The sequence below is a fragment of the Burkholderia sp. AU32262 genome (assembly GCF_020419985.1).
Classification (GTDB): domain Bacteria; phylum Pseudomonadota; class Gammaproteobacteria; order Burkholderiales; family Burkholderiaceae; genus Burkholderia; species Burkholderia semiarida.
This window is the reverse complement of the sequence record NZ_JAIZRS010000009.1, coordinates 145196-171230: the sequence shown is the minus strand read 5'-3', so window position 1 is coordinate 171230 and position 26035 is coordinate 145196. Positions and strand designations below refer to the sequence as shown.

Here is a 26035-nt window from a genome sequence, read left to right as displayed (position 1 = left end):
GATGCGCTCGTGGCGCGCCATTCGGCGCGCACGCGGGCGCGGTTTTTTCAACGCTGAATTTAGAAAGCCCATAACGAACATGGCCACCGTGACGCCCCGCGCGACCAATGAAAGCCTGCATCCGACGATCGGCGCCGCCCGGCTGACGCTCGGCAATCGCATCCTGCTCAGCTTCGGCGTGCTGTTCGTGCTGATGCTGGTGACGGCCGGCGTGTCGTACGAGCGACTGCGTGCGATCAACGCCGAAGCCGTCAGCATCGAGCGCGACTCGCTGCCCGGCGTCTACCTCGCGTCGACGCTGCGCGGCGCGGTCAACGAATCGTTCACGCTGCTGCAGCGCGCGATCTTCGTCGAAACCGATCCCGACGCCGCGCAGCGCGATCTCGCGAAGATCGCCGACGCGCTGAAGGAGGTCGAGTCGCTGACGGTGGACTACCAGAACACGACGTTTCGCGACGACGACCGGCAGCGCTTCACGGCGTTCCGCGGCGCCTACGATCACTACGTGCCGTTGCTGAACGAAGCGGTGCAGAAGGGCCGCGCGTCGCGCGAAGACGCGGTCGCCGCGTACGCGAAAACGCTGCCCGCGTGGACCGAGGTCGTGCGCAACGCGAACGTGCTGGTGCAGGAGAACCGCAAGTTCGCCGAGCAGTCCGCGAAGCTGATCCGCGAATCCGTGCAGGACACCGAGATCGTGCTGGCGACCGCGCTGGCGTTCATGCTGCTGTCCGCGCTCGGGCTCGGCTACATGCTGTACCGGTCGGTCACCGTGCCGATGGCGCGGCTCGTCGAGGTGCACGACGTGATGCGCACCGGCAACCTGACACATCGCCTCGACCTGCGTCGCCGCGACGAGTTCGGCACGCTCGAGACGGGCTTCAACCGGATGGCCGACGAGCTGGCCGAGCTGGTGTCGCGCGCGCAGCAATCGTCGCTGCAGGTGACGACGTCGGTGGCCGAGATCGCGGCCACCTCGCGCGAGCAGCAGGCGACCGCGAACGAAACCGCGGCGACGACGACCGAGATCGGCGCGACCTCGCGCGAGATCTTCGCGACGTCGCGCGACCTGCTGCGCACGATGAACGAGGTGGCCGGCGTGGCCGAGCAGTCTGCGACGCTCGCGGGCGTGAGCCAGAGCGGGCTCACGCGGATGGGCGAGACGATGCGCAGCGTGATGGACGCGGCCGGCTCGGTGAACGCGAAGCTCGCGATCCTCAACGAGAAGGCGCTGAACATCAACCAGGTGGTCGCGACGATCACCAAGGTGGCCGACCAGACCAACCTGCTGTCGCTGAACGCGGCGATCGAGGCCGAGAAGGCCGGCGAGTACGGCCGCGGCTTCGCGGTCGTCGCGACCGAGATCCGCCGCCTCGCCGACCAGACGGCGGTGGCGACCTACGACATCGAGCAGACGGTGAAGGAAATCCAGTCGGCCGTGTCGGCGGGCGTGATGGGGATGGGCAAGTTCTCCGAGGAAGTGCGCCGCGGGATGCTCGACGTGCAGCAGGTCGGCGGGCAGTTGTCGCAGATCATCGCCGAGGTGCAGACGCTCGCGCCGCGCTTCCAGATGGTCAACGAAGGCATGCAGACGCAGGCGAACGGCGCCGAGCAGATCACGCAGGCGCTGTCGCAACTGTCGGAGGCCGCGCAGCAGACGGCCGAATCGCTGCGCCAGTCGTCGCAGGCGATCGACGACCTGACGCTCGTCGCGAACCAGTTGCGCACCAGCGTGTCGCGCTTCAAGGTCGACGCGTGACGCGCGCCGATCCGCAGAACGGCGCGCGCGCGCTGTTCCTGATGTTCGAGCTCGACGGCGAGCGTTATGCGCTCGACGCGGCCGGCATCGACAAGGTGCTGCCGCTCGCCGTCATGAAGGCGATGCCCGGCGCGCCCGACTGGATCGCCGGGCTGCTGATGCGCGACGGCCAGCCGGTGCCGGTGATCGACGTGCCGATGCTGGCGCTCGGGCGGCGCGCGCAGGCGCTGCGCTCGACGCGGCTCGTGCTGGTCCGCTATCGCGCCGGTCACGCTGACGGCGAGCGCACGATCGGCCTGATCGTCGAGCGTGCGACGCAGACGATGCGGATCGACCGCGCGGCGTTTCGCGCGAGCGGCATCGCGACCGCGCGCACGCGCTGGCTCGGGCGGGTCGCGAACACGCCCGACGGCGTCGTGCAGCAGGTGTCGGTGCCCGACCTGATCGACGACGTTGCGCGCCTGTATCTGTTCGACGGCCTGTCGGGCCACGGGGAGGAGTCTGCATGAACGTGTCCGAATCGCGATTTCGCGGCTGGTTGCTGCGCGAGACCGGCATCGACCCCGATTCGCTCGGCAACGATTTCCTGATGCGGGCGTTGACCGATCGCGTGCATGCGCTGCAGGCCGACGGCGAGCGCGTGCCGTCGGCTGCGCGAGCGCCCGTGACGCAGGAAGCGCTCGATGCGTACTGGCAGCAGCTCAACGCGTCGGCCGACGAACGGCGCGCGCTGATCGAGCTGTTCGTCGTTCCGGAGACATGGTTCTTCCGCGACCGCGAGGCCTTCGCGACGCTCGCGCGGCTAGCCGCCGAACGGCTCGCCGCAATGCCCGGCCGCGTGATCCGCGTGCTGAGCGCGCCGTGTTCGACGGGCGAGGAGCCGTATTCGGCGGCGATGGCGTTGCTGGATGCGGGGCTCGAGCCGGCCAGCTTCGCGATCGACGCGATCGACCTCAGCGCGCGCGCGATCGAGCAGGCGCGGCTCGGCTGTTACGGGCGCAATGCATTCCGCGGGACGGCGACCGAGTTCCGTACGCGGTATTTCACGCCGACCCGCGACGGCTGGCTGCTCGACGAGCGCGTGCGCGCGTGCGTGCAGTTCAGTCACGCGAACCTCGTCGAACCGGTTGCCGATACCGGCATTCGCTACGACTTCGTGTTCTGCCGCAACGTGCTGATCTATTTCGACCGCGACGCGCAGGATCGCGTGATCCGCTCGCTCGACGCGCGCCTCGCCGACGACGGCATGCTGTTCGTCGGGCCGGCGGAGACGGGCGTCGCGATGCGGCACGGGATGCGCTCGGCGCGCGTGCCGCTGGCGTTCGCGTTTCATCGCGAGCCGGCCGGCGCGGCGGCCGATGCATGCGCGGCACGGCCGGTTGCGCCGCTGTCCGCGGCGGTGCCGCACCAGCGCGCGGAGCGCTTCACGGTCGCCCCGCTCGCCGCGCCGCGCCCGGTGGTGGCCGTCGCGCCCCCGGCCTGGTTCGGCGACGTGCGTCAGCCGTTCGCGGCGGCGCCGGCCGTGGAGACGGCCGCAGTCGACGCACGGGCCGACCTGACGGTGGCGACCGCCGCGGCGGCCGTACCGGCCTACGACGGCATTGCGCCGGCAATCGACGATGTCCCGACGCTGGAGGATGCGCAGGCCCTGGCGAACGCGGGCGCGTTCGACGAGGCCGAGCGCGTGCTCGCGCAGTTCTCGGCGCGCGTCGGCCCGCATGCCGATGCGTTCTACCTGAACGGGTTGATCGCGGATGCGCGCGGGCGCGCCGCGGAAGCGAGCGACTTCTACCGGAAGGCGCTGTACCTGCGCCCCACGCATCACGAGGCGCTGACGCATCTCGCGACGCTGCTCGACGTCGGCGGCGATCGCGCGGGCGCGCAATGGCTGCTCGAACGCGCCCGGCGTTCGGCCGGCTGACACGACGACGGGAATGGGACCGACACCGCGATGACCGGAGGAATGCATGAACCGCGACGCCGCTGCCACTGACGATGCGACGCTCGACGTCGACGACTGCTGGAACCGGATCGGCACGCGCGGCGACCGCTCGTGCGAACGGCTGAACGACTGCCAGCGCTGCCTGAACTGCCCGGTCTATGCATCGAACGCGGCGAGGCTGCTCGAGCGTCCGCTCGACGTGGCCGAGATGGCGGACGTCACGCGCCGGATGAGCGCGTTCGGCACGGCGCGCGCGGGCGACGCCGCCGGCGACGCGCGCCATGCGGCGCTCGCGTTCCGGGTGGCCGACGAATGGCTCGCGCTGCCGATCGGCGTGCTGCGCGAGATCGCCGGCACGCGCCCGATCCATTCCCTGCCGTATCGCCGCCATTCGGCCGTGCGCGGCGTGGTCAACATCCGCGGCACGCTGCGCATCGCGATCTCGATCGGCGCGCTGCTCGGCCTCGATGCCGGCAAGGCCGGCCGCGGCGGGAGCGGTGGTGGCGACGGCCGTTTCACGCGGCTGCTGGTGGCCGCGCACCAGGGCGAACCGGTCGTGTTTCCGGTGGACGAAGTCGAGGGCGTGCTGCGCTTCGGCGCGTCCGACTGGGTGCCGGTGCCCGCGACGGTCGGGCGTGCGAGCGCCGGCCTGTCGCGCGGCGTGCTGTCGTGGCGCGGCAAGTCGGTGGGGCTGCTCGACGACGACCGTCTGTTCGACGCCGTGACACGGAGCATGCGATGAGCGGCGACGACGACCTGAGCCACCTGTCGCTGCTCGAGCTGTATCGCGAGGAGACGCGCACGCAGACGCAGGCGCTGTCGGAGCGGCTGCTCGCGCTCGAATCGGGTGAGCCCGATTCCATCGCGCTCGAAGCGTGCATGCGCGCCGCGCATTCGTTGAAGGGCGCCGCTCGCATCGTCGGCGTGCCGATGGGCGTCGAGATCGCGGGGCGGATGGAAGAGTGCTTCGTCGCCGCGCAGGCCGGCACGATCGCACTGACGGCCACGCACGTCGACGTGCTGCTGGCCGGCGTCGATTTGCTGGTGCGCGTCGGCGATCCGCAGGGGCACCCCGTGTCGCAGACCGAGATCGACGTGTTCGCGGCGGCGCTGACGGGCGCCGACGGCGCGCAGACGATGCAGGCGCCGGCCGCCGCGCCGCCGCCCGCGCCGCCGTCGTTCGTGCCGTATCGCGAGCACGACGGCGCCGCGAACGAGCCGGTCGGGGCCGGTGCCGCGGTGCCGCCGCTCGCCGTGTCGGGCCCGGCGCCCGATCCGGCCCAGGCCGGCCGCGTGGCGGGCGCCGGCGCGATGCGCCGCGTGCGCGCCGATACGCTGAACCGGCTGCTGAGCCTGTCCGGCGAATCGCTGGTCGAATCGCGCTGGCTCAAGCCGTTCGCCGAATCGATGCTGCGCGTGAAGCGCGCGCAGCGCGACGCGGCCCGTTCGCTCGACCTGATGGTCGAGCAGTTCGCCGACGATCTCGACGCCGGCATGCTCGCGTCGATGAACGAAGTTCGGCACATGCTCAACGACCTGCAGCGCTCGCTCGCCGAGCGCATGGACGAATTCGACCGCTTCGAGCGGCGCAGCACGCATATCGCCGAGCAGCTTTACGACGAGGCGTTGCAATGCCGGATGCGGCCGTTCGGCGACGCGACGCGTGCGTACCCGCGCATCGTGCGCGATCTCGCGCGCTCGCTCGGCAAGCAGGTGCGTTTCTCGATCGTCGGCGAAGGCACGCAGGTCGATCGCGACATCCTCGATCTGCTCGACGCGCCGCTCGGCCACCTGCTGCGCAACGCGATCGACCACGGCGTCGATTCGCCCGAAGCGCGGCACGCGCGCGGCAAGCCGGCCGAGGCGAGCGTCACGCTCGAGGCGCGCCACAGCGCCGGCTCGCTGCTCGTCAGCGTGATCGACGACGGGCCGGGCGTCGACATGGACGCGTTGCGCGCGGCCGTCGTGCGCCAGCGCCTGACCGACGACGAGACGGCCGCGCGGCTGTCCGATCCCGAACTGCTCGAATTCCTGCTGCTGCCGGGCTTCTCGATGCGCGACGCGGTGACCGACGTATCGGGGCGCGGCGTCGGCCTCGATGCGGTGCAGGAGATGGTGCGCGGCGTGCGCGGCGCGGTGCGGATCTTCAACGAGCCGGGTGCCGGCATGCGTTTCGTGCTGCAGTTGCCGCTCACGCTGTCGGTGATCCGCAGCCTGCTCGTCGAGGTCGGCGGCGAGCCGTACGCGTTCCCGCTCGCGCACGTGCGCCGCACGCTGGAACTCGCGCACGACGACATCGACGTGCTCGAAGGGCAGCCGCATTTTCCGTTCGACGGCCGGCGCGCGGGCCTCGTCGCCGCGCACCAGTTGCTCGACGCGGGCGAACCCGACGTGGCGCGCGCCAGTACGGCCGTCGTGGTCGTCGGCGGCGAACCCGAGCTGTACGGCGTCGCGGTCGACCGCTTCCTCGGCGAACGGATGCTCGTCGTGCAGCCGCTCGACAGCCGCCTGAACAAGATCCAGAACATCGCGGCCGGCGCGCTGCTCGAGAACGGCGACCCGGTGCTGATCGTCGACGTGGAGGACCTGATCCGCTCGGTCGACAAGCTCGTGCGCGGCGGGCAGCTCGCGCGGGTCTCGCGCGATCCGCAGCTCGCGCTCGCCGACCGGCGCCGCCGCGTGCTCGTCGTCGACGATTCGCTGACGGTGCGCGAGCTCGAACGCAAGCTGCTGGAAAAGCGCGGCTACGACGTGACGGTCGCGGTCGACGGGATGGAAGGGTGGAACGCGGTGCGCAGCGATGCGTTCGATCTCGTCGTGACCGACGTCGACATGCCGCGCATGGACGGCATCGAACTCGTCACGCTGATCAAGGGCGACCCGATGCTCAAGCGCGTGCCGGTGATGATCGTGTCGTACAAGGATCGCGACGAGGATCGCCGCCGCGGGCTCGACGCCGGCGCCGATTACTACCTTGCGAAGAGCAGCTTCCACGACGAAGCGCTGCTCGATGCCGTGCACGACCTGATCGGGGACGCGCGAGAATGAACATCGGCATCGTCAACGATCTGCCGCTGGCCGTGGAGGCGCTGCGCCGCGTGATCGCGCTGCGCGCGGACCATCGCGTCCTGTGGGTCGCGACCGACGGCGACGAGGCGGTGGATTTCTGCGTCGCGCATCCGCCCGACGTCGTGCTGATGGATCTCGTGATGCCGAAGGTCGACGGCGTCGCCGCGACGCGCCGGATCATGGCGCGCGCGCCGTGCGCGATTCTGATCGTGACGGCGAGCGTCAGCGCCAATACGTCGTCGGTGTACGAGGCGATGGGCGCGGGCGCGCTCGACGCGGTCGACACGCCGACGCTCGCGCTCGGGCTGTCGACCGACGCGTCGCCGCAGGCGCTGCTCGCGAAGATCGACCAGATCGGCCGGCTGCTCGAAAGCCGCTCCGCGGCGCTCGTGCCGCCGGGGCCCGCGTCCGCGCGCGGCCAGCCGACGCTCGTCGCGATCGGCGCGTCGGCGGGCGGGCCGACCGCGCTCACCGCACTGCTGCGCGCGCTGCCGGCCGATTTTCCGGCCGCGATCGTGATCGTCCAGCACGTCGACCAGGCATTCGCGTACGGCATGGCCGAATGGCTCGACGGCTATACGCGGCTGCCGGTGCGCGTCGCGCGGGAGGGCAGCGTGCCGGAAGCGGGCACGGTGCTGCTCGCGGCGACCAACGACCATCTGACGCTGTCGCCGCGCGGCGTGCTCGGCTATACGCGGCATCCGGCCGACACGCCGTACCGGCCGTCGATCGACGTGTTCTTCAACAGCGTCGCGGACGGCTGGCAGGGCGAGGCGCTCGGCGTGCTGCTGACCGGCATGGGACGCGACGGCGCGCTCGGCCTGAAGGCGATGCGTGCGAAGGGCTGGTACACGATCGCGCAGGACGAGGCGACCAGCGCCGTGTACGGGATGCCGAAGGCGGCCGCGGCGATCGGCGCGGCGTCGGCGATCCTGCCGCTCGAGCAGATCGCGCCCCGGCTGATCGCGCGGATCGCGCTCGCGCCGCGCGACTGACGGCGCAGCGGGCAGGCGCCGTCGTTTCGCAGCGGCCCGGCGGCGTCTGCATTGTGTGCGTGGCGCGCCGTCGCGTACAATTGCCGCCTGCGGAGATGGCATGCCTCCCTGCGGTCGTTCCCGGCGCGTGGCGCGCGCGGTGCGGCCCTCAACCGCCGGTTTGCCCGGCTGATGATGCCTGCGTGTTCCTGGGTCGTCAGGAGGTCGCAGGCCGTCCATCCGGTATTCTGCCGCCCAGGTTTTGATGTTCCGTCGAATCTGGGAAATCATGTTTTTCACGACTTCTGCCGATTTTTTCGCGACCGTGCGCTACGTGTGCCGCTGGCTCGCGCTTTCGGCCCTGCTCGGCGCGCTCGCCGGCACGGCTTCCGCGCTGTTCCTGATCGCGCTCGACTGGGCGACCGGTACGCGCGTCGCCCATCCGTGGCTGCTGTGGGGGCTGCCGGCCGCCGGCTTCGCCACCGGCTGGATCTACCATCGATTCGGCCAGTCGGTCGCGCGCGGCAACAACCTGCTGATCGACGAGATTCACGACCCGAAGGCGCTCGTGCCGAAGCGGATGGCGCCGCTCGTGCTCGTCGCGACCGTCGTCACGCACCTGTTCGGCGGCTCGGCCGGCCGCGAGGGCACGGCCGTGCAGATGGGCGGCGCGCTCGCCGATCGCATCACGCACGTATTTCGTCTCGATCGCGAGCATCGCCGCGTGCTGCTGATGGGCGGCATCGCGGCCGGCTTCGCGTCGGTGTTCGGCACGCCGCTCGCGGGCGCCGTGTTCGGGCTCGAGGTGCTCGCGATCGGACGCCTGCGCTACGACGCGCTCCTGACCTGCGTCGCGTCGGCGATCGTCGCGGACGTCGTGTGCCGCGCGTGGGGCGTCCATCACACGGCCTATGCGATTCCATCCGTGCCGGCCGTCACCGTGACTGGGCTCGCCGTGACGGTCGTCGCGGGCATCGCGTTCGGCGTGGTCGGGCGGCTGTTCGCGTTTGCGACGCATGCGCTGACCGCGTGGTTTCGCCGCGTGATCCGCCATGCGCCGCTGCAGCCGGTGCTCGGCGGCCTGCTGGTCGCGGTGGCCGCGACCGTGCTGAACGTGCCGCAGTATCTCGGCCTCGGCATCCCGACGATCGAGGCCGCGTTTCACGGCCCGCTGCCGCCTTATGATTTCGCGGGCAAGTTCGCGTTCACCGTCGTCACGCTTGCGTCCGGGTTCAAGGGCGGCGAGGTGACGCCGCTGTTCTACATCGGCGCGACGCTCGGCAATGCGCTCGGCCAGGTGCTGGCGCTGCCGGTACCCGTGCTCGCGGGGCTCGGCTTCGTCGCGGTGTTCGCGGGCGCCGCGAACACGCCGATCGCGTCGACGATCATGGCGATCGAACTGTTCGGCGCGGATATCGGCGTGTATGCGATCGTCGCCTGTGTCGTCGCGTATCTGTTTTCCGGGCACGCGGGGATTTATCGCGCGCAGCGCGTGGCGGTGGGGAAGGGGGCGCGGGTGGAGGGGGAGTGACGGGTGGCCGCGGCCGATGTCGTTCGATCGCCGCGGCGCGATGCGATATCCCGTACCCGGTGATCCGGCGGATCACCTGGCACGCGGGCATCGCGCTTACTGCTTCGGCAGCCGCGCGACGTTACGCGCCAGCAGTTCCTCGATATCGATGCCTTTTTCCGCGAGTAGCGCGGTGACGACGCCGTTCAATTCGCCGAGCGTTTCCTTGACCGACTCGCGAATCGTATCCACGACGACCTGCGTGCTGCGCTCGATCTCGATGTTGACCTTGTCGCCCACGCCCTTCGCATCGAACGTGGTCGCGCGGCGCGTTTCCGGAATCAGCCAGACGTCGAACCACCCTTCGTCGCGATTGACGTCCGACACGGTGAGGCTGCAGCCATTGATCGCGATGTAGCCCTTCGCGAACACGTAGCGCTTGAATTCGGCCGGCACGCCGATGCGGATCATCCGGTTGTGCTCGGACGACGCGATGTGCGCGATGGTCCCCGTGAAATCGACATGACCGGACAGCGGATGCCCGCCGATCTCCGCGCCGTCCTTCGCGGCCCGCTCGACGTTGACGCGCGCGCCGGTCGTAAGGTCGGCGAGCGTCGTGATCCGCAGGCTCGGCAGCATCACGTCGAAGTCGATCAGCGCCGGCGAATGGATGGTCGTCACCGTCAGGCACACGCCATCGACCGACACGCTCGCGCCGATCTCGATGTCGTCGGTGAACCGTTCGGGGAATTCGATGCTGAACGTCCTCAGCTCGCCGTGATCCTTGATGGCGTTGATGGTGCCAACGCCCTGAACAATGCCTGTAAACATGGTCTGCCTTTCGTCGCGAATTGCCTGGCCGACATGATAAGTGATCCTGGCGGCGGACGCGGCGCGCGGCCCGGTGCCGCCGCGCAAGATCCGCGAGCACGAAAAAGGCCGTGCGCGTGGCACGGCCTCGATCCGGAACCGATTGCCGACGACACGGCCCGGCGGCGATGACCGCGCCGCCGGGCCGCATCGCGACGCGCCGGCGTCAAGCCTCCACCGGTTCGCCCAGCGGCCCGGCGTCGCGATCCACCATGCGGCGCGGCGAATCGGCGAGCCCCTTCGCCAGCTCCAGCGCCTGCCGCTCGAACAGCCGGCGGTAGATGCCGCCGTCGATGCGGATCAGCGCATCGTGGTTGCCTTCCTCGATCACCTTGCCGCGATCGAGCACCAGCAGCCGGTCGAGTGCGCGCACGGTCGACAGCCGGTGCGCGACGACGAGCGTCGTGCGACCGACCATCAGCCGCTCCATCGCCTGCTGGATCAGCAGCTCGCTTTCGCTGTCGAGGCTCGACGTCGCTTCGTCGAGGATCAGGATCGGCGCATCGGCGAGGAACGCGCGCGCGATCGCGACGCGCTGGCGCTCGCCGCCCGACAGCTTGATCCCGCGTTCGCCGACGAGCGTGTCGTAGCCGTCCGGCAGCGCGGCGATGAAGTCGTGCGCGCTGGCCAGCCGCGCGGCGCGCTCGATGTCGGCGCGGCTCGCGCCGGGGCGCGCATACGCGATGTTCTCCGCGAGCGTGCGGTGGAACAGCACGGGCTCCTGCTGGACGATCGCGATCTGGCTGCGCAGCGAATCCTGCCGCACCTGCGCGATGTCCTGCCCGTCGATCGTGATGCGGCCGCCCGACACGTCGTACAGGCGCTGGATCAGCTTGATGAACGTCGTCTTGCCCGACCCCGAATGGCCGACGAGGCCCACGCGTTCGCCGGGTGCGATCCGCATCGAGAAATCGTCGTACAGCGGCACCGGATGGTTGCCGTAGCGGAACGTTACGTGCTCGAAGCGGATCTCGCCCCGATCGATGCGGATGGCCGGCGCGCCGGGGCGATCGTCGATGCCGAGCGGCTGCCGTTCGAGCGCGACGAGTTCTTCCATGTCGTTCACCGAGCGCTGCAGGTTGCGGATGTGCATGCCGACGTCGCGCAGATAGCCCTGCAGCATGAAGAACATCGTCAGCGCGAACGCGATGTCGCCGACGCTCGCCTCGTCGTTCATCCACAGACGCAGCGCGACGCCGATCATCGCGGCCTGCATCGCGACGAGCATCGCACCCTGCAGCCCGCCGTTGAACGTGCCGCGCACCCACGTGCGGCGCGTGCGCTGCCGCCATTTGCCGATCACGCGCGCGAGCCGCGCTTCCTCGCGCGTTTCCGCGCCGAACGCCTTGACGACCGCGTTGCAGCTCACGGCGTCCGCGAGCGCGCCGCCCATGCGCGTATCCCACAGATTGCCGAGCCGGGCGGCCGGCGCGACGATGCCGAGCGACACCGCGACCGTCACCGCGATGTACAGCAGCGACCCCGCGCCGACGACGAGCCCCATCACGGGCCAGTGCGTGCCGAGCAGCACGGTCGCGCCGACCAGCATCGTTACCGACGGCAGCAGCGCGATCAGCACGGTGTCGTTGAGCAGGTCGAGCGCCCAGATCCCGCGCGTGATCTTGCGTACGGTCGAGCCCGCGAAGCTGTTCGCGTGCCAGTCGGTGGAGAAGCGCTGCACGCGGTGGAACGACGCGGCGGCGATCTCGCTCATCATCTTCAGCGTGAGCGTGATGATGTTCAGGTAGACGCCCTGGCGCAGCACGGTCGCGCCGATGCCGAGCGCGGCCAGCGTGCCGAACGCGGCGAGGGCCGAATGCCATGCGGCGGCGCGGTCGGTCAGGCCGGCCGACAGCGCGTCGACGAGGCGGCCGGCGAACAGCGGCGTGAGGACGTCGGCGAGCGCGGCGAGCAGCGCGAGGCTCGCGACCGCGGCAATGCGCGCCGGCTGCTTGCGCCAGTAACGGACGGTGAAGCCGAAGACGGCCTGGAATGCGTGGCCGCCCAGATGGGAGGTTTTTCTGGTCATGTATCGTTGCCCGGCGCATCGCGCGACGGGACTTTCCGGTTCGGAGAACGTCGAAAACGCAACAGCCGGGCCGCGCGAAACACGCGGGCGGAACGAAACGGGCTGTCGGGAAAAGCGCGGCTGACGGGTTAGCGGAAAACTCGGGAGCCGGCGCGGACGGCGGGCTGGATCAGCTGCGCCGTGGGACCACGTTCGGGAAGGTTGCTGGCATTCGGAACATCTGCACCTCCCTGAAGTGAACGGTTGAAAGGACGCCGAAAAAAGACGTGTCGCGATTTTATCAGGAGTGTCGCGCGCGCCGCAACGTCTGACGAATGCGGCGTTGCGGCGTCGATACGGTTAGTATTCGGGGTTTTGGCCCCTTTTCGCGTACGTTGCGCGATGGCGGGCACGGGGCCGGCAGGCGCATCGATTACACTTGCGCGTCCGCGGCGCGCGACGATGCGGCCCGCACAGATTCACTCCGAACCATTCCCGAGGAAACGATGAGCGACGTTCAGCAAGGCATCCTGGCTCCGATCGATACGGCAGCCCGATACCTCACTTTCACGATGTCGAATGACGGCAATATCGCGGCGGCGCTGGCCGCGCTGCGCGAGATCGCCGACGGACGCGACACGGTCGTCGGCTTCGGGCACGCGCTGGCGGCCTATCTCGGGCATCCGGTGCCGGGACTCACCGAATACCCCGCGTTCTCCGTGAACGACCGCACGCTGCCGATCACGCCGGCCGACGTGTGGGTGTGGCTGCGCTCGGACGACCGCGGCGAGATCGTGCTGCGCGCGCGGGCGATCGAACGCGCGCTGGCGCCGGCGTTCGTGCTGCAGGACGCCGTCGACGGCTTCCGCTATTCGAACGATCGCGACCTGTCCGGCTACGAGGACGGCACCGAGAATCCGGAAGGCGACGACGCGGTGGCTGCGGCGATCGTGACGGGGCAGGGCGCGGGGCTCGACGGCTCGAGCTTCGTCGCGGTGCAGCAGTGGGTGCACGACTTCGACCAGATGGAGCGCATCCCGTCGGGCGAGATGGACGACATCATCGGGCGCCGCCGTTCGGACAACGAGGAACTCGACGACGCGCCCGAATTCGCGCACGTGAAGCGCACCGCGCAGGAAAGCTTCGCGCCCGAGGCGTTCATGCTGCGCCGTTCGTCGCCGTGGTCGGACACGCGCCGGGCGGGCCTCTATTTCGTCGCGTTCGGCTGCTCGTTCCGCGCATTCGACGTGCAGATGCGCCGGATGAGCGGCGCGGAAGACGGGATCGTCGATGGCCTGTTCCGCTTCACGCGGCCGCTGACGGGCGCGTATTTCTGGTGCCCGCCGATGAAGGACGGCAAGCTGGATCTGTCCGCGCTCGGACTGTAAGCGTCGGGCGGGATCGACGAACGGGCGGGTCGCGCTGGATGCGCGGCCCGCCCGTTCCGTTTTTCAAGCGTTCGAGCGCCGTGCGTGAGTGCCTGCGGCGTGCGTCGGTGCGTCAGTGCGTCAGTTCAACGTCGTCTCGATCCGCGTGCCGCGCTTGATGAACTGCGTCACGGGGGTTTTCTCGCAGATCTCCGCGAGACGCTGGCGTTGCGCGTCGTCGAGCGGGCCGTCGAGCGTCACGACGCGGCGCACGTACTGCACGCCTTCGCGATCGGCATGCAGCTCGGTGCGCACCGCGATGCGCGCGGCCGGCCACGTCTTGCGCTGCATGTACATGCGCAGCGTCGCGGCCGTGCATTGCGCGAGCCCGGCCAGGACGAACTCGTACGGCGCCGGCCCGCGATCCTGGCCGCCTTCGCGCGGTGCCTCGTCGCCGGTCAGCGCATGCGTGCCGGCCTGCAACTGGACGACGTAATCGGGTGCGTCGGCATCGAGGACGGCGGCGGCGTGGATGAGCGACATGGCAAGTCTCCGGTAAGCGGATCGAGGAAAGAAGGCGCCGTGTGGCGGCGTGCAGCCGCCAGCATACCTTCCCGGTCGCGCGCGCGTGCGCAGCGCGCGACGCGTCGGCGATGCCGGCGCTGCCGCGCACGCTCGCGACGATGCGTTCGCGCACCCGCTGATGCGCTCGGTCGGTGTCGCGTGACTCGTGCCAGTGCGCGAGCAGCGGGAATGGATCGTCGACATGCGCGCGCAGCGGGTTGAGCGCATGCGTGACGGCCGGTTGCGTGACGTGCGGCGCGCGGGCGGCGCGGTGAAGGACCGATCGATTCCAAAGGATGCGCAGGCAACGGATGCGCCCGTCGGCGTGCGACGCGATCGCACGCGTTCGATGCATGTCGATGCCGTTCGCGCCGATACGCGAGCGTTCGCTTTGCCGATGCACGACGCCATCGAACACACTCGTCATTGAGCATGGCGGCTGCAATAATCGGCCGCATCGCATACGCGTTTCAGTGTCGGCATACCAGCGGCGCGCGGCAGCCTGTAGTAATCCGCCATCATGCTGTCCCCGTCGGCCATTTCGCGCCAAAGGCGCTACCCGTTCGGCTAAGATGCCGTCGCTTCATATTTCGGGATAGCCGTCCTGTCGCACGCATTCAAACCAAATATAAGCCTGACAGTTCGACGGTATTAGAAGAAGTCGAACAAGTCGGGGGCTTGGCCAGTGAATGCAGCAGATCAGCGGTGGGTCATCATCTATTTGAGCACGGGGTTTTCGTTGGCCCAGGCCGCGCGTCTTGGCGAGGCCTTCAACCTGGCGAATCGCCTGCATGGGTACGGCGTGGATTACCAGCTCAAGTACGTATCCGAAAGCGGGGGACTGTTGCAGTCGTCGTCCGGCGTGAGAATCGCGGCCGATCCGCTCGGCGACGAACACAGCCGCCGTGCGCTCGCGTTCTTTCATCTTCATGGCGAGCGCGCGGCCGTCAACTGGGACGACGCATTGCAGCGGCGCCTGGCCGACATTCGTCAGCAGGCGCGCTGGATCGTCGACGCGATGGATCTGCCCGCGCTCGCCGCCACGCGGCGGCCGCCGGCGTCGGTCGACGGGCGGCCGGGCAGGGCCGGGCACCGCGTCACCACGACGATCGAATCGCCGGCCGGCGAGACCGACGTGTTCGCCGCCGCGCTCGACATGTTCCGCGCCGACCTCGGCGACGGCGCCGCGCAGGAAATCGCCAGCAACATGGCGCGGCCGGTCGAGCAGCGCTACGTGCAGTCGATGTGGGCGTTCCGCGAACTGAGCGCGAGCCCGTCGATCCGGATGTCCGCGCAGCGGTTGCGCGCGCAGAGCGTGAACCGCATCTCGGTCGCGGACGCCGCGCAGGCGGCCGCGATGAGCGAGCGCAATTTCCTGCGGCGCTTCAAGAAGGAAATCGGCGTGACGCCGACCGAGTTCGTCCAGCACGTGCGGCTCGAACGGGCGTGCCACATGCTGATCCATACGACGCTGCCGGCCGACAAGGTCGCGCGGCGCACGGGATTCGGCAGCGGCGAGCGGCTCGCGAAGCTGTTTCGCCAGCGCCTGCTGATGTCGCCGACCGAATATCGCGTCGCCGAGCGGGAAAAAATCCTCGCGCACCGCGCGGCGTCACCCGTTCCCGATGACGGGCACGCCGCCGCGTGTTGCGACGGCGACGGGGCGAATTGCGACGCGTGCGCGACCGCGCGCGGGAAAACGGGACGGATACCCGTAGAATCGTCGTGTCGCGACCTCGATTCCCGGTTTCCATGCCCTTCCTCCCCTCTACCGCCACCGCCCCTTTCTGCCCGTCGGAAGTAAAGGGCAGCATCACGATCGACGCCGCCGCGCCGCGCTGGCAGAAGCTCAGGCGTTTCTTCGGCCCCGGCTTGCTGGTCGCGATCGGCTACATGGACCCCGGCAACTGGGCGACCGATATCCAGGCCGGTTCGCAGTTCGGCTATTCGCTGCTGTGGGTCGTCGCGTTCTCGAGCATCGCGGCGATCTTCCTGCAGATGCTCGCGGCGCGGCTCGGCCTCGTCGCGGGCAAGGATCTCGCGCAGGCGAGCTACGACCGCTACGGCCGGTTCGGCCGCGTCGTGCAGTGGATGACCGCCGAAGTGTCGATCATCGCGTGCGACATCGCGGAAGTGCTCGGCTGCGCGCTCGCGTTCAAGCTGCTGCTCGGCGTGCCGCTCGCGTGGGGCGTCGTGCTGACCGCGCTCGACACCGTGATCGTGCTCGGCCTGCAGGGCAAGGGGTTCCGGCAGATCGAGGCGATCGTGCTCGGGCTGATCGCGACGATGGCGTTCTGCTTCGTCGCGCAGGTGGCGATCACGCCGCCCGACTGGCATGCGGTGGTCGGCGGGCTCGTGCCGGGCGATCCCGGCCACGACCGCAAGGATGCGATCGTGCTCGCGCTCGGCATCGTCGGCGCGACGATCATGCCGCACAACCTGTACCTGCATTCGTCGGTCGTGCAGACGCGGCACGTCGTCGGCGGCACGCGCGGCGTGATCCGCGACACGCTCGCGCTCGTGCGCATCGATACCTGCGTGTCGCTGTTCGTCGCGATGCTCGTCAACGCGGCGATCCTCGTCGTCGCGGGCGCGGCATTCCATGCGACGGGCCAGCACAACGTGACCGACATCGAGCAGGCATACCGGCTGATCACGCCGATCGCGGGCGGCGCGGCCGCGCTGCTGTTCGGCATCGCGCTGCTCGCGTCGGGGCAGAGCTCGACGCTGACCGGCACGATCGCCGGCCAGGTGATCATGGACGGTTTCCTGCATACGAAGATCCCGTGCTACCAGCGCCGGCTGATCACGCGCGGGCTCGCGCTCGTGCCGGCGCTGATCGGCGTGCTGTGGCTCGGCGACGGCTCGGTCGGGCAACTGCTCGTATGGAGCCAGGTGCTGCTGAGCCTGCAGTTGCCGTTCGCGATGTGGCCGCTGATCCGCTCGGTCAGCGATCGCCGCACGATGGGCGAACACGCGATCGGCCGCGGGATGCAGGTGCTCGCATGGGCGCTGTTCGCCGTGATCACCGGCACGAACCTGCTGTTGATTACCGGTGTCGCGGGCTGATACAGCCTGTCACAGGCTGACACAGGTGCGCTGCGCGCATGCGGTAAACTGCGGCCTTTCGTTCGTCTCCGAAGTCCGTCATGTGGAGTGAAATCAGCAACATCGGCGATGCCGCGCTGACCTTGCCGATCGCATTGACCTGCGCGGCGTGGCTCGCGCTGACCGACTGGCGCCTCGCCGCCCGCTGGGGCGTGCTGCTGGCCGCCGGCATGGGGCTCGTCGGCGCCACGAAGATCCTGTACGCCGGATGCGGCATCGAGCTCGCGCAGTTCGATTTCCGCGTGATCAGCGGCCACACGATGCTGTCGACGTCCGTGTGGACGGTCGCGCTGTCGATGCTGTGGCAAGCGTTCCGGCCGGGCAAGGCGCCGGGCATCGCGGCCGGGCTGGCCGTCGGCGCGCTCACGGCCGTCGCGCGCGTGTTCGATCACTCGCACACTGTGCCGGAAGTCGTCGTCGGCTGGATGCTCGGCGCGCTGGTCGCGCTGGTGTTCCTGCGCGGCTACGACGGCGCGCGGCTGCGCGCGTTCTCGCCGCGCGTCGCGGCGGTCTGCCTGTTGCTCGTGTCGGGTATCGCGTACGGGCACCGTGCGCCGTTCCAGCAAATGATCGACACGCATTCGCCGCAGCTCTGCGCGTTCGTGCGCGCGCCGTCGGGCGACGGCTTCTGACTTTCGGGCCACGGCGGGCGCTTCGGCGCCGCTTTCTTGCCGCCGGCGTTCGTCCGGCGCTTTCCGGCGGGGGCACGATGCCACGCCGCCGGTTCATCTTCCCGATTGCGTTCTCCTTGATGCGCAACCCAACGCCCGTCATGCCGATAATCGACTGGCACGGCTCGTGCGCGCGTCCGGCCGCGCCCGCCGCTTCGCGCATCGGCGCGGCGACGCGCCAGCCATGAACGGCGCTTATGACCGGGCATCACGAATATTCATTTCATCGATCGGCCGCGTTCGCGTACGCTGGCTGTCGTGCCGGGCCGGTCCGGCGTGCGTCGCGCTTATCTCGATATACTCGCGCAAACGTGCGGTGCGCCGTCATGCCGGCGTACCGGTAACCCACGCACGTCGCCCGGCGGCGGCCCGGCAGGCACGACAACCCCGTCGCGGCAGCGTTCCGCGACGACGATTCACGACAGGAGCAGGCCCATGACAATCGTTTCCCCGCGCCTTGCCGGCAAGTGCGCATACATCACGGGCGCCGCGGGCGGCCTCGGCCGCGCGATCGCGCGCCGGATGGTCGAGCACGGCGCGCGCGTGTTCGTCACCGACATCGCGGAAGCGGCGGTGCTCGATGCGTTCGCGCAGGAACTCAACGCGGGCCATGCGACGCCGGTCGCGTTCGCCGCGACCCAGGACGTGCGCGACGAAGCGCGCTGGCAGGCGCTGCTCACGCAGGCGGTCGATGCGATGGGCGGGCTGTCGGTGCTGGTCAACAACGCGGGCGTCGGCTCGATCGGCTCGCCCGCGCAAATCGAGCTGGACGAGTGGCGGCGCGTGATGGCGATCAACGTCGAGAGCATCGTGCTCGGCTGCAAGCATGCGCTGTCGTATCTGGCCGAGAGCCACCCCGCGTCGATCATCAACATCTCGTCGGTCGCCGCGTTCAAGGTCGAACCGGATTTCACCGCGTACAACGCGTCGAAGGCGGCGGTCGCGTCGCTGACGAAATCGGTCGCGATCGACTGCGCGCGCCGCGAGATCGACGTGCGCTGCAATTCGATTCACCCGGCGTTCATCCGCACGGGGATCGTCGAGCCGCTGTTCCAGTCGCTCGGCGAACGCGACGCGACGCGCAAGCTCGCGCGCGGCATTCCGCTGCGCCGGCTCGGCGAGCCGGACGACGTCGCGCATGCGGCCGTCTATCTCGCGTCCGACGAGAGCCGCTTCGTGACGGCCGCCGAACTCGTGATCGACGGCGGCATGTGCGCGGTCTGACGCGCATCCCGAACCACAACGATTGGAGGAGAACAGCATGTCGACACCCGTGAACCGCCAGCTGCTGCTGAAGACGCGCCCGGAAGGGCGGGTCGGCCGCGAACATTTTTCGCTCGTCGAGACGCCGGTGCCGGCGCTTGCCGACGGCGAGGTGCTCGTGCGCGTGCTGTATCTGTCGATGGACCCGACCAACCGCGTGTGGATGAGCGACGTGCCGCAGTACCTGCCGCCCGTCGCGATCGGCGAGGTGATGCGCGCGCTCGGTATCGGCCGCGTGGTCGCGTCGCGCAACGCGGGCTTCGCGGAAGGCGATCTCGTGCAGGGGCTCGTCGGCTGGCAGGACTACGCGGTCGTGCCGGCCGGGCAGGCCGCGCAGCTCGTGAAGCTGCCCGCGCAGTCGGGCCTGCCGCTGCCGACGCTGCTCGGCGCGTGCGGGATGAGCGGGCTGACCGCGTACTACGGGCTGACCGACATCGCGCCGGTGCAGCCGGGCGAAACGCTCGTCGTGTCGGCGGCGGCCGGCTCGGTCGGCTCGATCGCCGGGCAGATCGGCAAGATCCACGGCGCGCGGGTGGTCGGCATCGCGGGCGGCGCGGACAAGTGCCGCTACCTGACCGAGACGCTCGGCTTCGACGCGGCCGTCGACTACAAGGCCGACGATTTCCGCCAGCAACTGAAGGCGGCGACGCCGGACGGCGTGCACGTGAACTTCGAGAACGTCGGCGGCGAGGTGATGCGCGCGGTGCTGTCGCGGATGGTGATCGGCGGGCGCGTCGCGCTGTGCGGCGTGATCTCGAACTACAACAGCGGCCGCGCGGCCGACGACGTCGGCGTGCTGATCTCGAAGCGGCTGACGATGCGCGGCTTCCTGATCCTCGACTACCGCAAGAGCCGCGAAGCCGTGCAGACGCTCGCGGGCTGGCTGCGCGACGGCCGGCTCAAGGCCGAGGAAACCGTGGCCGATGGGCTCGAAAACGCGCCCGACGTGCTGAACCGGCTGTTCGACGGCGACCATCGCGGCAAGCTCGTGCTGCGGGTCGACCCGGACGCGTGACGGGCGTGCAACGCCGCTCGCATCGGGCCGCGGGGCGATGTCGATTGCACTGAGTTCGATCAACCCGGCTGCAGTTTAGGACTTGTCCCATATATTGTCCGGGCCGCTCTCCCTAAAGTGATTGCCAGCAGACAGGCGGCGTGACCGACGCGTCACGCCGCCTGTTTTTCTGGTGACGCGGCAGAGGAGAGGAAACATGCGGAACAACGCGAAGCGGTCGGGATCGGCAGCGGCATCGCGCGCCGGGGGCGTACGGAGGATGGTGATCGGGCTCGGTGTCGTACTCGCGATGTCGACTGCCATGTCGAACGCGATGGCAGCCGGGCAGCCCGCGCCGGATGGCGTCGTGCGATTCACCGGCTCGCTCGTCGATCTCTACGACGTGACGCTCGATGCCCCGGCGGGCGTGCTCGTCGACGCGCGAGAGGCGGCCGACGACGCGGCAACGGCCACGCTCCGGTTCGATACGCACGGCCGGCGCTTGCCCGGTGCGCAGGTGGCGCTGGTTGGGCCCGACGGCGCGCCGTTCGCGCCGGACGGCGGCGCGGCGGTGCGCGCAACGTGGCGCGATGCGCACGCCGGGCAAAGCGTGCGGCTGGCGCCGGGCCAGGTTCAGCGCGTCGGCCCGTATGGCGGCGTGATGACGATTGCGGCGGATGAAGCAACGGGCGCCGTGGCGCCCGTCGTGATCCATATCCGTCATCCCTGAGCGGCGATCTCCGCCCGCGTGCGGAGCGCCGGCGGCCGGACGCGAGTCATTCGCCGTGTTCGGCGCGTGCGTAGATGTCCCAGCTCGCCATGAACAGCGCGGCGACGAGCGGCCCGATCACGAAGCCGTTGATGCCGAACAGCGCCATTCCGCCGAGCGTCGAGATCAGCACGACCCAGTCGGGCACCTTCGTGTCCTTGCCGACGAGGATCGGGCGCAGCAGGTTGTCGACGAGGCCGATCACGCCGACGCAGAACGCGACGAGGATCACGCACTTCCAGACCGCGCCGATCATCAGGAAGTAGAGCGCGGCCGGCACCCACACGAGGCTCGCGCCGATCGCGGGCAACAGCGACAGGAACGCCATCAGCGCGCCCCACAGCACGACGCCCTCGATACCGAGGATCCAGAAGATCAGGCCGCCGAGCGCGCCCTGCACGAGCGCGACCGCGATGTTGCCCTTCACGGTCGCGCGCACGACGGTCGTGAATTTCGCGAGCAGCAGGTTCTTGTGCTCTTCGTCGAGCGGCAGCGCGCGCCGCACGCGGCGGCCGATCTCGCCGCCGTCGCGCAGCAGGAAGAACACCATGTACAGCATCACGCCGAAGCTCACGACGAACTGGAACGTGTTCTGGCCGATGCTGAGCGCCTGGGTGGCCGCGAACTGGCTGATCTGCGCGGCGCCGTCGGTCAGCTTCTTCTGGATGCCCGGGATGTTGGTCAGCCCGTATTTCTGCAGCAGGTTCTGGATCGACGTCGGCAGCGCGTGAATGATGTCGTGGAAGTACTGCGAATAGTTCGGTTGGGCGTCCTTGAGCTCCTGGTACACGTACGCGATTTCCTGCACGAGCGTGGCCGTGACGAACACGAGCGGCAGGATCACGATCAGGATGATCAGCGACATCGTGACGAGCGCGGCCAGATTGCGGCGCTTGCCGAAGCGCGCGGCCAGCCAGCGCTGCACGGGCTGGAACAGGATCGCGAGAATGGTGCCCCAGAAGACGGCGCCGGAGAACGGCGCGAGGATCCAGCAGAGTCCGACGGTAACCGCGAACAGCAGGAAATAGAAGAATTTTTGGTGATCGTGTCCGCTATCCATGGGTGCATTCGCGCAGATTGATGCGTGGTTTGATTGAATCTCGTTGCCCCGCGCGCGATCGGTTCGCGAACGTCACGGGTTCGCGGAGCAACGCGCCGCGGCCATCCGCGGGGCGGCCCATGCGGAGTATGCCCGCAAAGGTGCTGCCATCATAGCCGCTGCGTGACGCACATGCGAAAACGCCGCGGCCGGGGCCGCGGCGCTGCCGGGAAGCGAACGCGGCGCGAGGCCGCGTGCCGCGTCGTCAGATGTTGAGCTTGGTGACCTTCGTGCCGTTCACCGACAGGTCGCCCATCAGGCCTGCATTGGTCAGAATCAGCACTTCCACCGGGGCGGTGGCCGTGTTGGAGTCGACCGCACCGTTCGCGCCGACCTTCACGACCGCGACCGACGCGTCGGCGCCGGCCGACCAGCCGTCGGACTTGCGGAACGAGTCGAGCGCATCCTGCGTCATGAAGAGGAACACGACCGCCTTCGACTGCGCGCCGGCCTGCAGGCCGACCGACAGCGACGACGTGTTGTAGTAGCCGACGGTGCTGCCGCCGACACGCAGCGCGCCGTTGCCGGACTGGGCGCCGACGATGAAGCCGGCCTGCAGCACGTTCGGGAACACGAGGACGCCGCGCGCCTTCGAGACGAGGTCGCGCGAACCCGGCACCGTCGAATACAGACGCGACAGCGTCGCGTTCACGCTGGCGTCGATCGATTGACGCTTGGACGCGCTGGCCGCGGCGGTATCGGGTTTGTCGGACGTGGTCGTGCAGCCGGCGAGGGCGAGGCTGCCGAGCATCACGGCGGCGGCGGCTTTCATGGCGAGGGACTTCTGCATGGCGATTCTCCTTCGTTGTCTGATTGATGACGGGCGGGGCGGGCGGCGGTGCACGCGGCCCCGTTCAACGGCGGGAAAGGAGCAGGCCCGCGACGAAGGCGAGGCCCGCGACGACGCCGGCGGTTTGCCACGGGTTCTCGTGCACGACCTGCGACACGCGCTCGGCCGAATCGCGCAGCCGGGCGGCCGCGCTGCCCGACGCGTAGTCGAGCGCGCCGCGCGCTTCATCGAGCCGGGCTTGCACGCGCTTGCGCAGCGCGGCGATATCGCCATCGCCATCGTTTTTCAGCAGATCTTCCAGTTCATCGACCAGCCCGCGCAGATCGTCGGTCACGTCGGCATGCAGATCGCGGGCAGCCGCGCGCGTCGTGCGGCCCACGCGCCGGCCGGTGCGGCGGATATCGGACAGGCCGCGGTCCAGCTTGTGTTCGATCGAGTCGGTAAGCGCCATGGTGTTTATCCTCCTTTGATTCCAGGCCCATTTTGAAGATAAGACGAATCCCAGCAACCCATGTGATTCACTTCCTCCCATTGAGTTTCGAGACAAATTTTCAATTCGTCGGCAGGATCGCCGGGAAAGCCCGCCGCGCGGGGCCGCGCAGCGGTTGAAAAAATTTCGCGTCTCGGGATGAAGCAGCGTGTCGAGCAGCAGGTCGCAGTGAAGGTCCGGTAAATATGGCGTCGCCACGGGCCTCAGGTAAATAGTGCCATTGCAGGCTGGATGCTGATGCAAATGCACTACTCGACGCCCGAGCGGTGCGCACGATTCGTGCCTGCTGCCGGTGGCGCGGCGCCCCGATCCAGCGCGATGTCGATGACGAGGGGATCGTGATCCGACGAGCGGTATGCATCGGGTGCGTAATAAGCCGACCGCCGTGCGGCGGTTTTGTAATCGGGCACGGGTTGCAGCGCAACCGGTTCGTCCGCGTTGATGTGCCAGAACCGTACGGCCTTCACGCGCGCGTCGAGGGGCGGCGTGGCAAGCGCATGGTCGATATTGCCGGCCTCGCCGCGAAATACGTAGCTGTACGCAGCATCGCCGACGAAGCGGGCGACGAGGTTCGTGTAGCCGCGCGCTTCGAGCGTGCGAATCGGGTCTTCCTTCGCATAACTGTTCAGATCGCCGATCAGCAGCACGCCGCCGGCCGCATTGCCCGTCGGCGAGGTGGCGAGCCAGTCGGCGAGACGCGCGGCCGCCTGCGTGCGCGCCGCATTCCAGCAACCCTGCCCGTCGGACTGGTCGAGATCGACGCCGCTCGCATGCGGGCAGTTCTTCGACTTCAGGTGATTGACCGCGACCGTGAACGTGCGTGTGCCGTTGATGCGCCGGAACGTCTGCGCGAGCGGCGGGCGGTGGCGGCGGCCGAGCGAGACGGTGGCGGTGCGCCCGATCGGCTCGACCGCGCGGCTGTCGTACAGCAGCGCGACGGCGATCGCATCGCGGCCCAGCCGCGCGGTGCCGGGGGCGACCGCGCGCCAGCCGTCGCCGAGCTGCGCGGCGAGCCGACGGATGGCGCTCGCGTCGCCGTGGCCGTTGTTCGCGATCTCCATCAGCCCGATCACGTCGGCGCGCAGCGCGCGCAACGCCGCGACGATTTTCGCTTCCTGCCGCGCGAACGCGGCGGGCGTTTTCGCGCCGCGGTTGGCCGGCGCGTCGAATCCGCCGCCGTGGCCGTCGCCGTTGAAATAGTTGAAGACGTTGAACGACACGATGCGCACGTCGGCACCGGGATGCCGGGCCGGTGCAGCGGTACGCGGGTTCGTGGCGGCCTCGAATACGGGCGCCGCGCCGGCCACCGGTTGCAGCCGCCATGCGCCGTAGCGCAGCTCGAGCACGCCTTCGACACCGCGTACCGTGTAGCCCGCGCGCAGCGTGTTGGCGGCGCTCAGTGCGGGCGGCGGATAGCGGACGACCGCCGGGTCGCGGCGGTTCGAACCGTCGTCGAGCACGATGCGGTTCAGCGCGTTGGCCGCGGCGTGCGCGGCGGCGTCGGCCGGCGGCGCGACCTGGGTCGGCGCGCGCAGCCGGCCGTTGCTCAGCACGACGCTGCCGTAGCGGCCGAGTTCGTAGGTATCGCTGACCGTCAGCGTTTGCGGCAGGCGAACGCGCATGGCTTCGTGCGCGGCGAGGACGGCGGGCGACGCGACCGGCAGCGTGAGCACTGCCGGCGTGACCGTCTGCCCGCGCGCGCAGACGGCCACGTCGCCCGACAGCGTGAGTTGCGTCCGGCCGTATTGCTCGTCGATCTTGCCGGTGATATGCACGAGATCGCCGGGCGCCACGCGCGCGTTCGGCGCGTAGACGAACAGGCCTTCCGGCACGCCCGGCCGGTGTTGGCGTTGTGCGTCGGCCTGCTGGACGAAGAAGCCGCCCAGGCCGTCGGCGCCGCCGAACGCCGCGGTGACGACCGCTTCGATCGACGCCGTTTGCCCGGCGAGCGGCGACGGGCCGCCCGCGCGCCGGATTTCGGCAATCGCCGTGGCGGCGCCGCCGCAGCCGCTGCTGCCGGGCAGCGCGGCGGCGGCCGGCCGGGCGAAGAGCGCCTTGGGCGGCATGACGGACAACACCACGAACAGCACGACGGCAAACAGGGGAATCGGGCGTGACATGAGACGGTCCACCGGATGAAAATCCGACAGTTCGGGACCGCATCTTGAAGGCAAAATGTCGGGCCGCGGCCGAAATGGCCGTCCGGCCAGTGCCGGTTGGCCAACGATGCGGCAAGCCGCTCCGCGGCTGTTACGCTTTCGCACCGCGCGTCGTGTGCCGCTCGCCCGGCGCAGGCCGCCGCGCCCCGTCCCCCACAGGAGAAATCCATGTCTTACATGCTGTTGATTGTCGAACCGACCGAACAGCGCGCCGAGCGCACGCTCGACGAAGGTCAGGCGCTCTATGCGCGGATGGTCGAGTTCGCCGAGTCGCTGAAGGCGCGCGGCGTGCTGCGCGGCGTCGAGTCGCTCGAGCGCTCCGAGCGCGGCACGCGCGTGCAGGTGCGCGACGGCGAGACGCGCCTGCTCGACGGCCCGTTCGCCGAGGCGAAGGAGATGGTCGGCGGCTTCTTCCTCGTCGACGTCGATACGCGCGAGGAAGCGATCGAGATCGCGCGCCAGTGCCCGGCCGCGCAATGGTGCACGGTCGAGGTGCGCGCGGTCGGCCCGTGCTTCCTGTGAGCGTCGCGACTCGGTATTTACCCTGATTTGTCGTGGCGCGTGTCGATCCGGCCGTCGTTCGGCCGTCGTCCGGGTAAGGCGCCGCGGAACGGGCGTCGCCTTCCACCGAC

At 69.4% G+C, this 26035-nt stretch carries 23 protein-coding genes, 1 pseudogene and 1 riboswitch; of the genes and pseudogenes, 16 read left to right on the top strand and 8 right to left on the bottom strand.

Features of this window, described 5'->3' with window-relative positions; all coding sequences use genetic code 11:
• The first annotated feature begins 79 nt into the window (after positions 1-79).
• The 7 genes from LGN10_RS13640 (at position 80) to LGN10_RS13610 (ending at position 9272) form a co-directional block, all read left to right on the top strand.
• Positions 80-1756: a methyl-accepting chemotaxis protein gene (locus LGN10_RS13640; protein ID WP_226223852.1), complete on the top strand. Its 1677-nt coding sequence runs from the start codon at positions 80-82 to the stop codon at positions 1754-1756.
• Positions 1753-2265 (top strand): chemotaxis protein CheW, encoded by a 513-nt coding sequence (locus LGN10_RS13635; protein WP_059573753.1) that lies wholly within the window; start codon positions 1753-1755, stop codon positions 2263-2265. Before LGN10_RS13640 ends, LGN10_RS13635 begins: the two co-directional genes overlap by 4 nt.
• Complete coding sequence (locus LGN10_RS13630; RefSeq protein WP_226223850.1) at positions 2262-3677, top strand: CheR family methyltransferase; 1416 nt, start codon at positions 2262-2264, stop codon at positions 3675-3677. Before LGN10_RS13635 ends, LGN10_RS13630 begins: the two co-directional genes overlap by 4 nt.
• A gap of 46 nt (positions 3678-3723) precedes the next feature.
• Positions 3724-4440: a chemotaxis protein CheW gene (locus tag LGN10_RS13625; RefSeq protein ID WP_226223848.1), complete on the top strand. Its 717-nt coding sequence runs from the start codon at positions 3724-3726 to the stop codon at positions 4438-4440.
• On the top strand, positions 4437-6746 hold the full coding sequence (locus LGN10_RS13620; protein WP_226223847.1) for a hybrid sensor histidine kinase/response regulator: 2310 nt from the start codon (positions 4437-4439) through the stop codon (positions 6744-6746). The genes LGN10_RS13625 and LGN10_RS13620 overlap by 4 nt, the downstream gene beginning before the upstream one ends.
• On the top strand, positions 6743-7762 hold the full coding sequence (locus tag LGN10_RS13615) for a chemotaxis response regulator protein-glutamate methylesterase (protein WP_059573757.1): 1020 nt from the start codon (positions 6743-6745) through the stop codon (positions 7760-7762). Before LGN10_RS13620 ends, LGN10_RS13615 begins: the two co-directional genes overlap by 4 nt.
• A gap of 82 nt (positions 7763-7844) precedes the next feature.
• Positions 7845-7950: riboswitch (Fluoride riboswitch) on the top strand.
• Between the two features lie 80 nt (positions 7951-8030).
• A complete protein-coding gene (locus tag LGN10_RS13610) occupies positions 8031-9272 on the top strand; it encodes a voltage-gated chloride channel family protein (RefSeq protein ID WP_226223845.1) in 1242 nt (413 codons plus the stop codon).
• A 96-nt stretch (positions 9273-9368) separates the two neighbouring features.
• Here the strand turns inward: LGN10_RS13610 and LGN10_RS13605 are convergent, their stop codons facing one another.
• On the bottom strand, positions 9369-10082 hold the full coding sequence (locus LGN10_RS13605; RefSeq protein WP_059573759.1) for a riboflavin synthase: 714 nt from the start codon (positions 10080-10082) through the stop codon (positions 9369-9371).
• 205 nt (positions 10083-10287) lie between these two features.
• Positions 10288-12150: an ABC transporter ATP-binding protein gene (locus LGN10_RS13600; RefSeq protein ID WP_059573760.1), complete on the bottom strand. Its 1863-nt coding sequence runs from the start codon at positions 12148-12150 to the stop codon at positions 10288-10290.
• Between the two features lie 485 nt (positions 12151-12635).
• Between LGN10_RS13600 and LGN10_RS13595 the strand changes: the two genes are divergently transcribed.
• The gene (locus LGN10_RS13595) at positions 12636-13517 is read left to right on the top strand and encodes a Dyp-type peroxidase (RefSeq protein WP_059573761.1); all 882 of its coding nucleotides are present in this window, start codon (positions 12636-12638) and stop codon (positions 13515-13517) included.
• 120 nt (positions 13518-13637) lie between these two features.
• On the opposite strand, the gene LGN10_RS13590 is transcribed toward LGN10_RS13595, so the two are convergent.
• Positions 13638-14039, bottom strand: a complete 402-nt coding sequence (locus LGN10_RS13590; RefSeq protein ID WP_006487795.1) for an OsmC family protein — start codon at positions 14037-14039, stop codon at positions 13638-13640.
• Positions 14040-14145: 106 nt separating this feature from the next.
• A pseudogene (locus LGN10_RS33805) lies at positions 14146-14337 on the bottom strand (hypothetical protein); the annotation flags it as partial.
• Here LGN10_RS33805 and LGN10_RS33675 point away from each other — a divergent pair.
• From LGN10_RS33675 to LGN10_RS13555, 7 genes are all read left to right on the top strand, one after another.
• Positions 14263-14490, top strand: coding sequence for a hypothetical protein (locus LGN10_RS33675; protein WP_319001230.1), 228 nt, complete (start codon positions 14263-14265; stop codon positions 14488-14490). The pseudogene LGN10_RS33805 and the gene LGN10_RS33675 sit on opposite strands and share 75 nt — an antisense overlap.
• A gap of 309 nt (positions 14491-14799) precedes the next feature.
• A complete protein-coding gene (locus tag LGN10_RS13580; protein ID WP_124657239.1) occupies positions 14800-15864 on the top strand; it encodes a helix-turn-helix domain-containing protein in 1065 nt (354 codons plus the stop codon).
• Positions 15813-17129 carry an Nramp family divalent metal transporter gene (locus LGN10_RS13575; RefSeq protein WP_060967797.1) on the top strand — a complete coding sequence of 439 codons (1317 nt, stop codon included), beginning with the start codon at positions 15813-15815 and terminating at the stop codon, positions 17127-17129. Before LGN10_RS13580 ends, LGN10_RS13575 begins: the two co-directional genes overlap by 52 nt.
• Positions 17130-17209: 80 nt before the next feature.
• Entirely contained in the window at positions 17210-17800 is a 591-nt protein-coding gene (locus LGN10_RS13570; protein ID WP_124657238.1) for a phosphatase PAP2 family protein, read from the top strand.
• 474 nt (positions 17801-18274) lie between these two features.
• Positions 18275-19063, top strand: a complete 789-nt coding sequence (locus LGN10_RS13565) for an SDR family oxidoreductase (protein ID WP_124657237.1) — start codon at positions 18275-18277, stop codon at positions 19061-19063.
• 37 nt (positions 19064-19100) lie between these two features.
• A complete protein-coding gene (locus tag LGN10_RS13560; RefSeq protein ID WP_099317877.1) occupies positions 19101-20117 on the top strand; it encodes an NADP-dependent oxidoreductase in 1017 nt (338 codons plus the stop codon).
• A 196-nt stretch (positions 20118-20313) separates the two neighbouring features.
• On the top strand, positions 20314-20826 hold the full coding sequence (locus LGN10_RS13555; RefSeq protein WP_226223843.1) for a thioesterase: 513 nt from the start codon (positions 20314-20316) through the stop codon (positions 20824-20826).
• A 46-nt stretch (positions 20827-20872) separates the two neighbouring features.
• Here the strand turns inward: LGN10_RS13555 and LGN10_RS13550 are convergent, their stop codons facing one another.
• The 4 genes from LGN10_RS13550 to LGN10_RS13535 form a co-directional block, all read right to left on the bottom strand.
• On the bottom strand, positions 20873-21925 hold the full coding sequence (locus LGN10_RS13550; protein ID WP_226223841.1) for an AI-2E family transporter: 1053 nt from the start codon (positions 21923-21925) through the stop codon (positions 20873-20875).
• A gap of 244 nt (positions 21926-22169) precedes the next feature.
• Positions 22170-22754, bottom strand: coding sequence for a YSC84-related protein (locus LGN10_RS13545; RefSeq protein WP_059573769.1), 585 nt, complete (start codon positions 22752-22754; stop codon positions 22170-22172).
• A 64-nt stretch (positions 22755-22818) separates the two neighbouring features.
• Complete coding sequence (locus LGN10_RS13540; RefSeq protein WP_059573770.1) at positions 22819-23205, bottom strand: DUF883 family protein; 387 nt, start codon at positions 23203-23205, stop codon at positions 22819-22821.
• A gap of 287 nt (positions 23206-23492) precedes the next feature.
• Positions 23493-25364 carry an ExeM/NucH family extracellular endonuclease gene (locus LGN10_RS13535; RefSeq protein ID WP_226223839.1) on the bottom strand — a complete coding sequence of 624 codons (1872 nt, stop codon included), beginning with the start codon at positions 25362-25364 and terminating at the stop codon, positions 23493-23495.
• Between the two features lie 207 nt (positions 25365-25571).
• Between LGN10_RS13535 and LGN10_RS13530 the strand changes: the two genes are divergently transcribed.
• On the top strand, positions 25572-25925 hold the full coding sequence (locus tag LGN10_RS13530) for a YciI family protein (RefSeq protein WP_059573772.1): 354 nt from the start codon (positions 25572-25574) through the stop codon (positions 25923-25925).
• Positions 25926-26035: the final 110 nt, after the last annotated feature.

Bases quoted from the DNA above. Each gene is read 5' to 3' on its own strand.
- LGN10_RS13640 (WP_226223852.1), top strand. From the start codon at position 80: ATGGCCACCGTGACGCCCCGCGCGACCAATGAAAGCCTGCATCCGACG.
- LGN10_RS13630 (WP_226223850.1), top strand. From the start codon at position 2,262: ATGAACGTGTCCGAATCGCGATTTCGCGGCTGGTTGCTGCGCGAGACC.
- LGN10_RS13625 (WP_226223848.1), top strand. From the start codon at position 3,724: ATGAACCGCGACGCCGCTGCCACTGACGATGCGACGCTCGACGTCGAC.
- LGN10_RS13620 (WP_226223847.1), top strand. From the start codon at position 4,437: ATGAGCGGCGACGACGACCTGAGCCACCTGTCGCTGCTCGAGCTGTAT.
- LGN10_RS13615 (WP_059573757.1), top strand. From the start codon at position 6,743: ATGAACATCGGCATCGTCAACGATCTGCCGCTGGCCGTGGAGGCGCTG.
- LGN10_RS13610 (WP_226223845.1), top strand. From the start codon at position 8,031: ATGTTTTTCACGACTTCTGCCGATTTTTTCGCGACCGTGCGCTACGTG.
- LGN10_RS13605 (WP_059573759.1), bottom strand. From the start codon at position 10,082: ATGTTTACAGGCATTGTTCAGGGCGTTGGCACCATCAACGCCATCAAG.
- LGN10_RS13600 (WP_059573760.1), bottom strand. From the start codon at position 12,150: ATGACCAGAAAAACCTCCCATCTGGGCGGCCACGCATTCCAGGCCGTC.
- LGN10_RS13595 (WP_059573761.1), top strand. From the start codon at position 12,636: ATGAGCGACGTTCAGCAAGGCATCCTGGCTCCGATCGATACGGCAGCC.
- LGN10_RS13590 (WP_006487795.1), bottom strand. From the start codon at position 14,039: ATGTCGCTCATCCACGCCGCCGCCGTCCTCGATGCCGACGCACCCGAT.
- LGN10_RS33675 (WP_319001230.1), top strand. From the start codon at position 14,263: ATGCGCGCGCAGCGGGTTGAGCGCATGCGTGACGGCCGGTTGCGTGAC.
- LGN10_RS13575 (WP_060967797.1), top strand. From the start codon at position 15,813: ATGCCCTTCCTCCCCTCTACCGCCACCGCCCCTTTCTGCCCGTCGGAA.
- LGN10_RS13570 (WP_124657238.1), top strand. From the start codon at position 17,210: ATGTGGAGTGAAATCAGCAACATCGGCGATGCCGCGCTGACCTTGCCG.
- LGN10_RS13565 (WP_124657237.1), top strand. From the start codon at position 18,275: ATGACAATCGTTTCCCCGCGCCTTGCCGGCAAGTGCGCATACATCACG.
- LGN10_RS13560 (WP_099317877.1), top strand. From the start codon at position 19,101: ATGTCGACACCCGTGAACCGCCAGCTGCTGCTGAAGACGCGCCCGGAA.
- LGN10_RS13555 (WP_226223843.1), top strand. From the start codon at position 20,314: ATGCGGAACAACGCGAAGCGGTCGGGATCGGCAGCGGCATCGCGCGCC.
- LGN10_RS13550 (WP_226223841.1), bottom strand. From the start codon at position 21,925: ATGGATAGCGGACACGATCACCAAAAATTCTTCTATTTCCTGCTGTTC.
- LGN10_RS13545 (WP_059573769.1), bottom strand. From the start codon at position 22,754: ATGCAGAAGTCCCTCGCCATGAAAGCCGCCGCCGCCGTGATGCTCGGC.
- LGN10_RS13540 (WP_059573770.1), bottom strand. From the start codon at position 23,205: ATGGCGCTTACCGACTCGATCGAACACAAGCTGGACCGCGGCCTGTCC.
- LGN10_RS13535 (WP_226223839.1), bottom strand. From the start codon at position 25,364: ATGTCACGCCCGATTCCCCTGTTTGCCGTCGTGCTGTTCGTGGTGTTG.
- LGN10_RS13530 (WP_059573772.1), top strand. From the start codon at position 25,572: ATGTCTTACATGCTGTTGATTGTCGAACCGACCGAACAGCGCGCCGAG.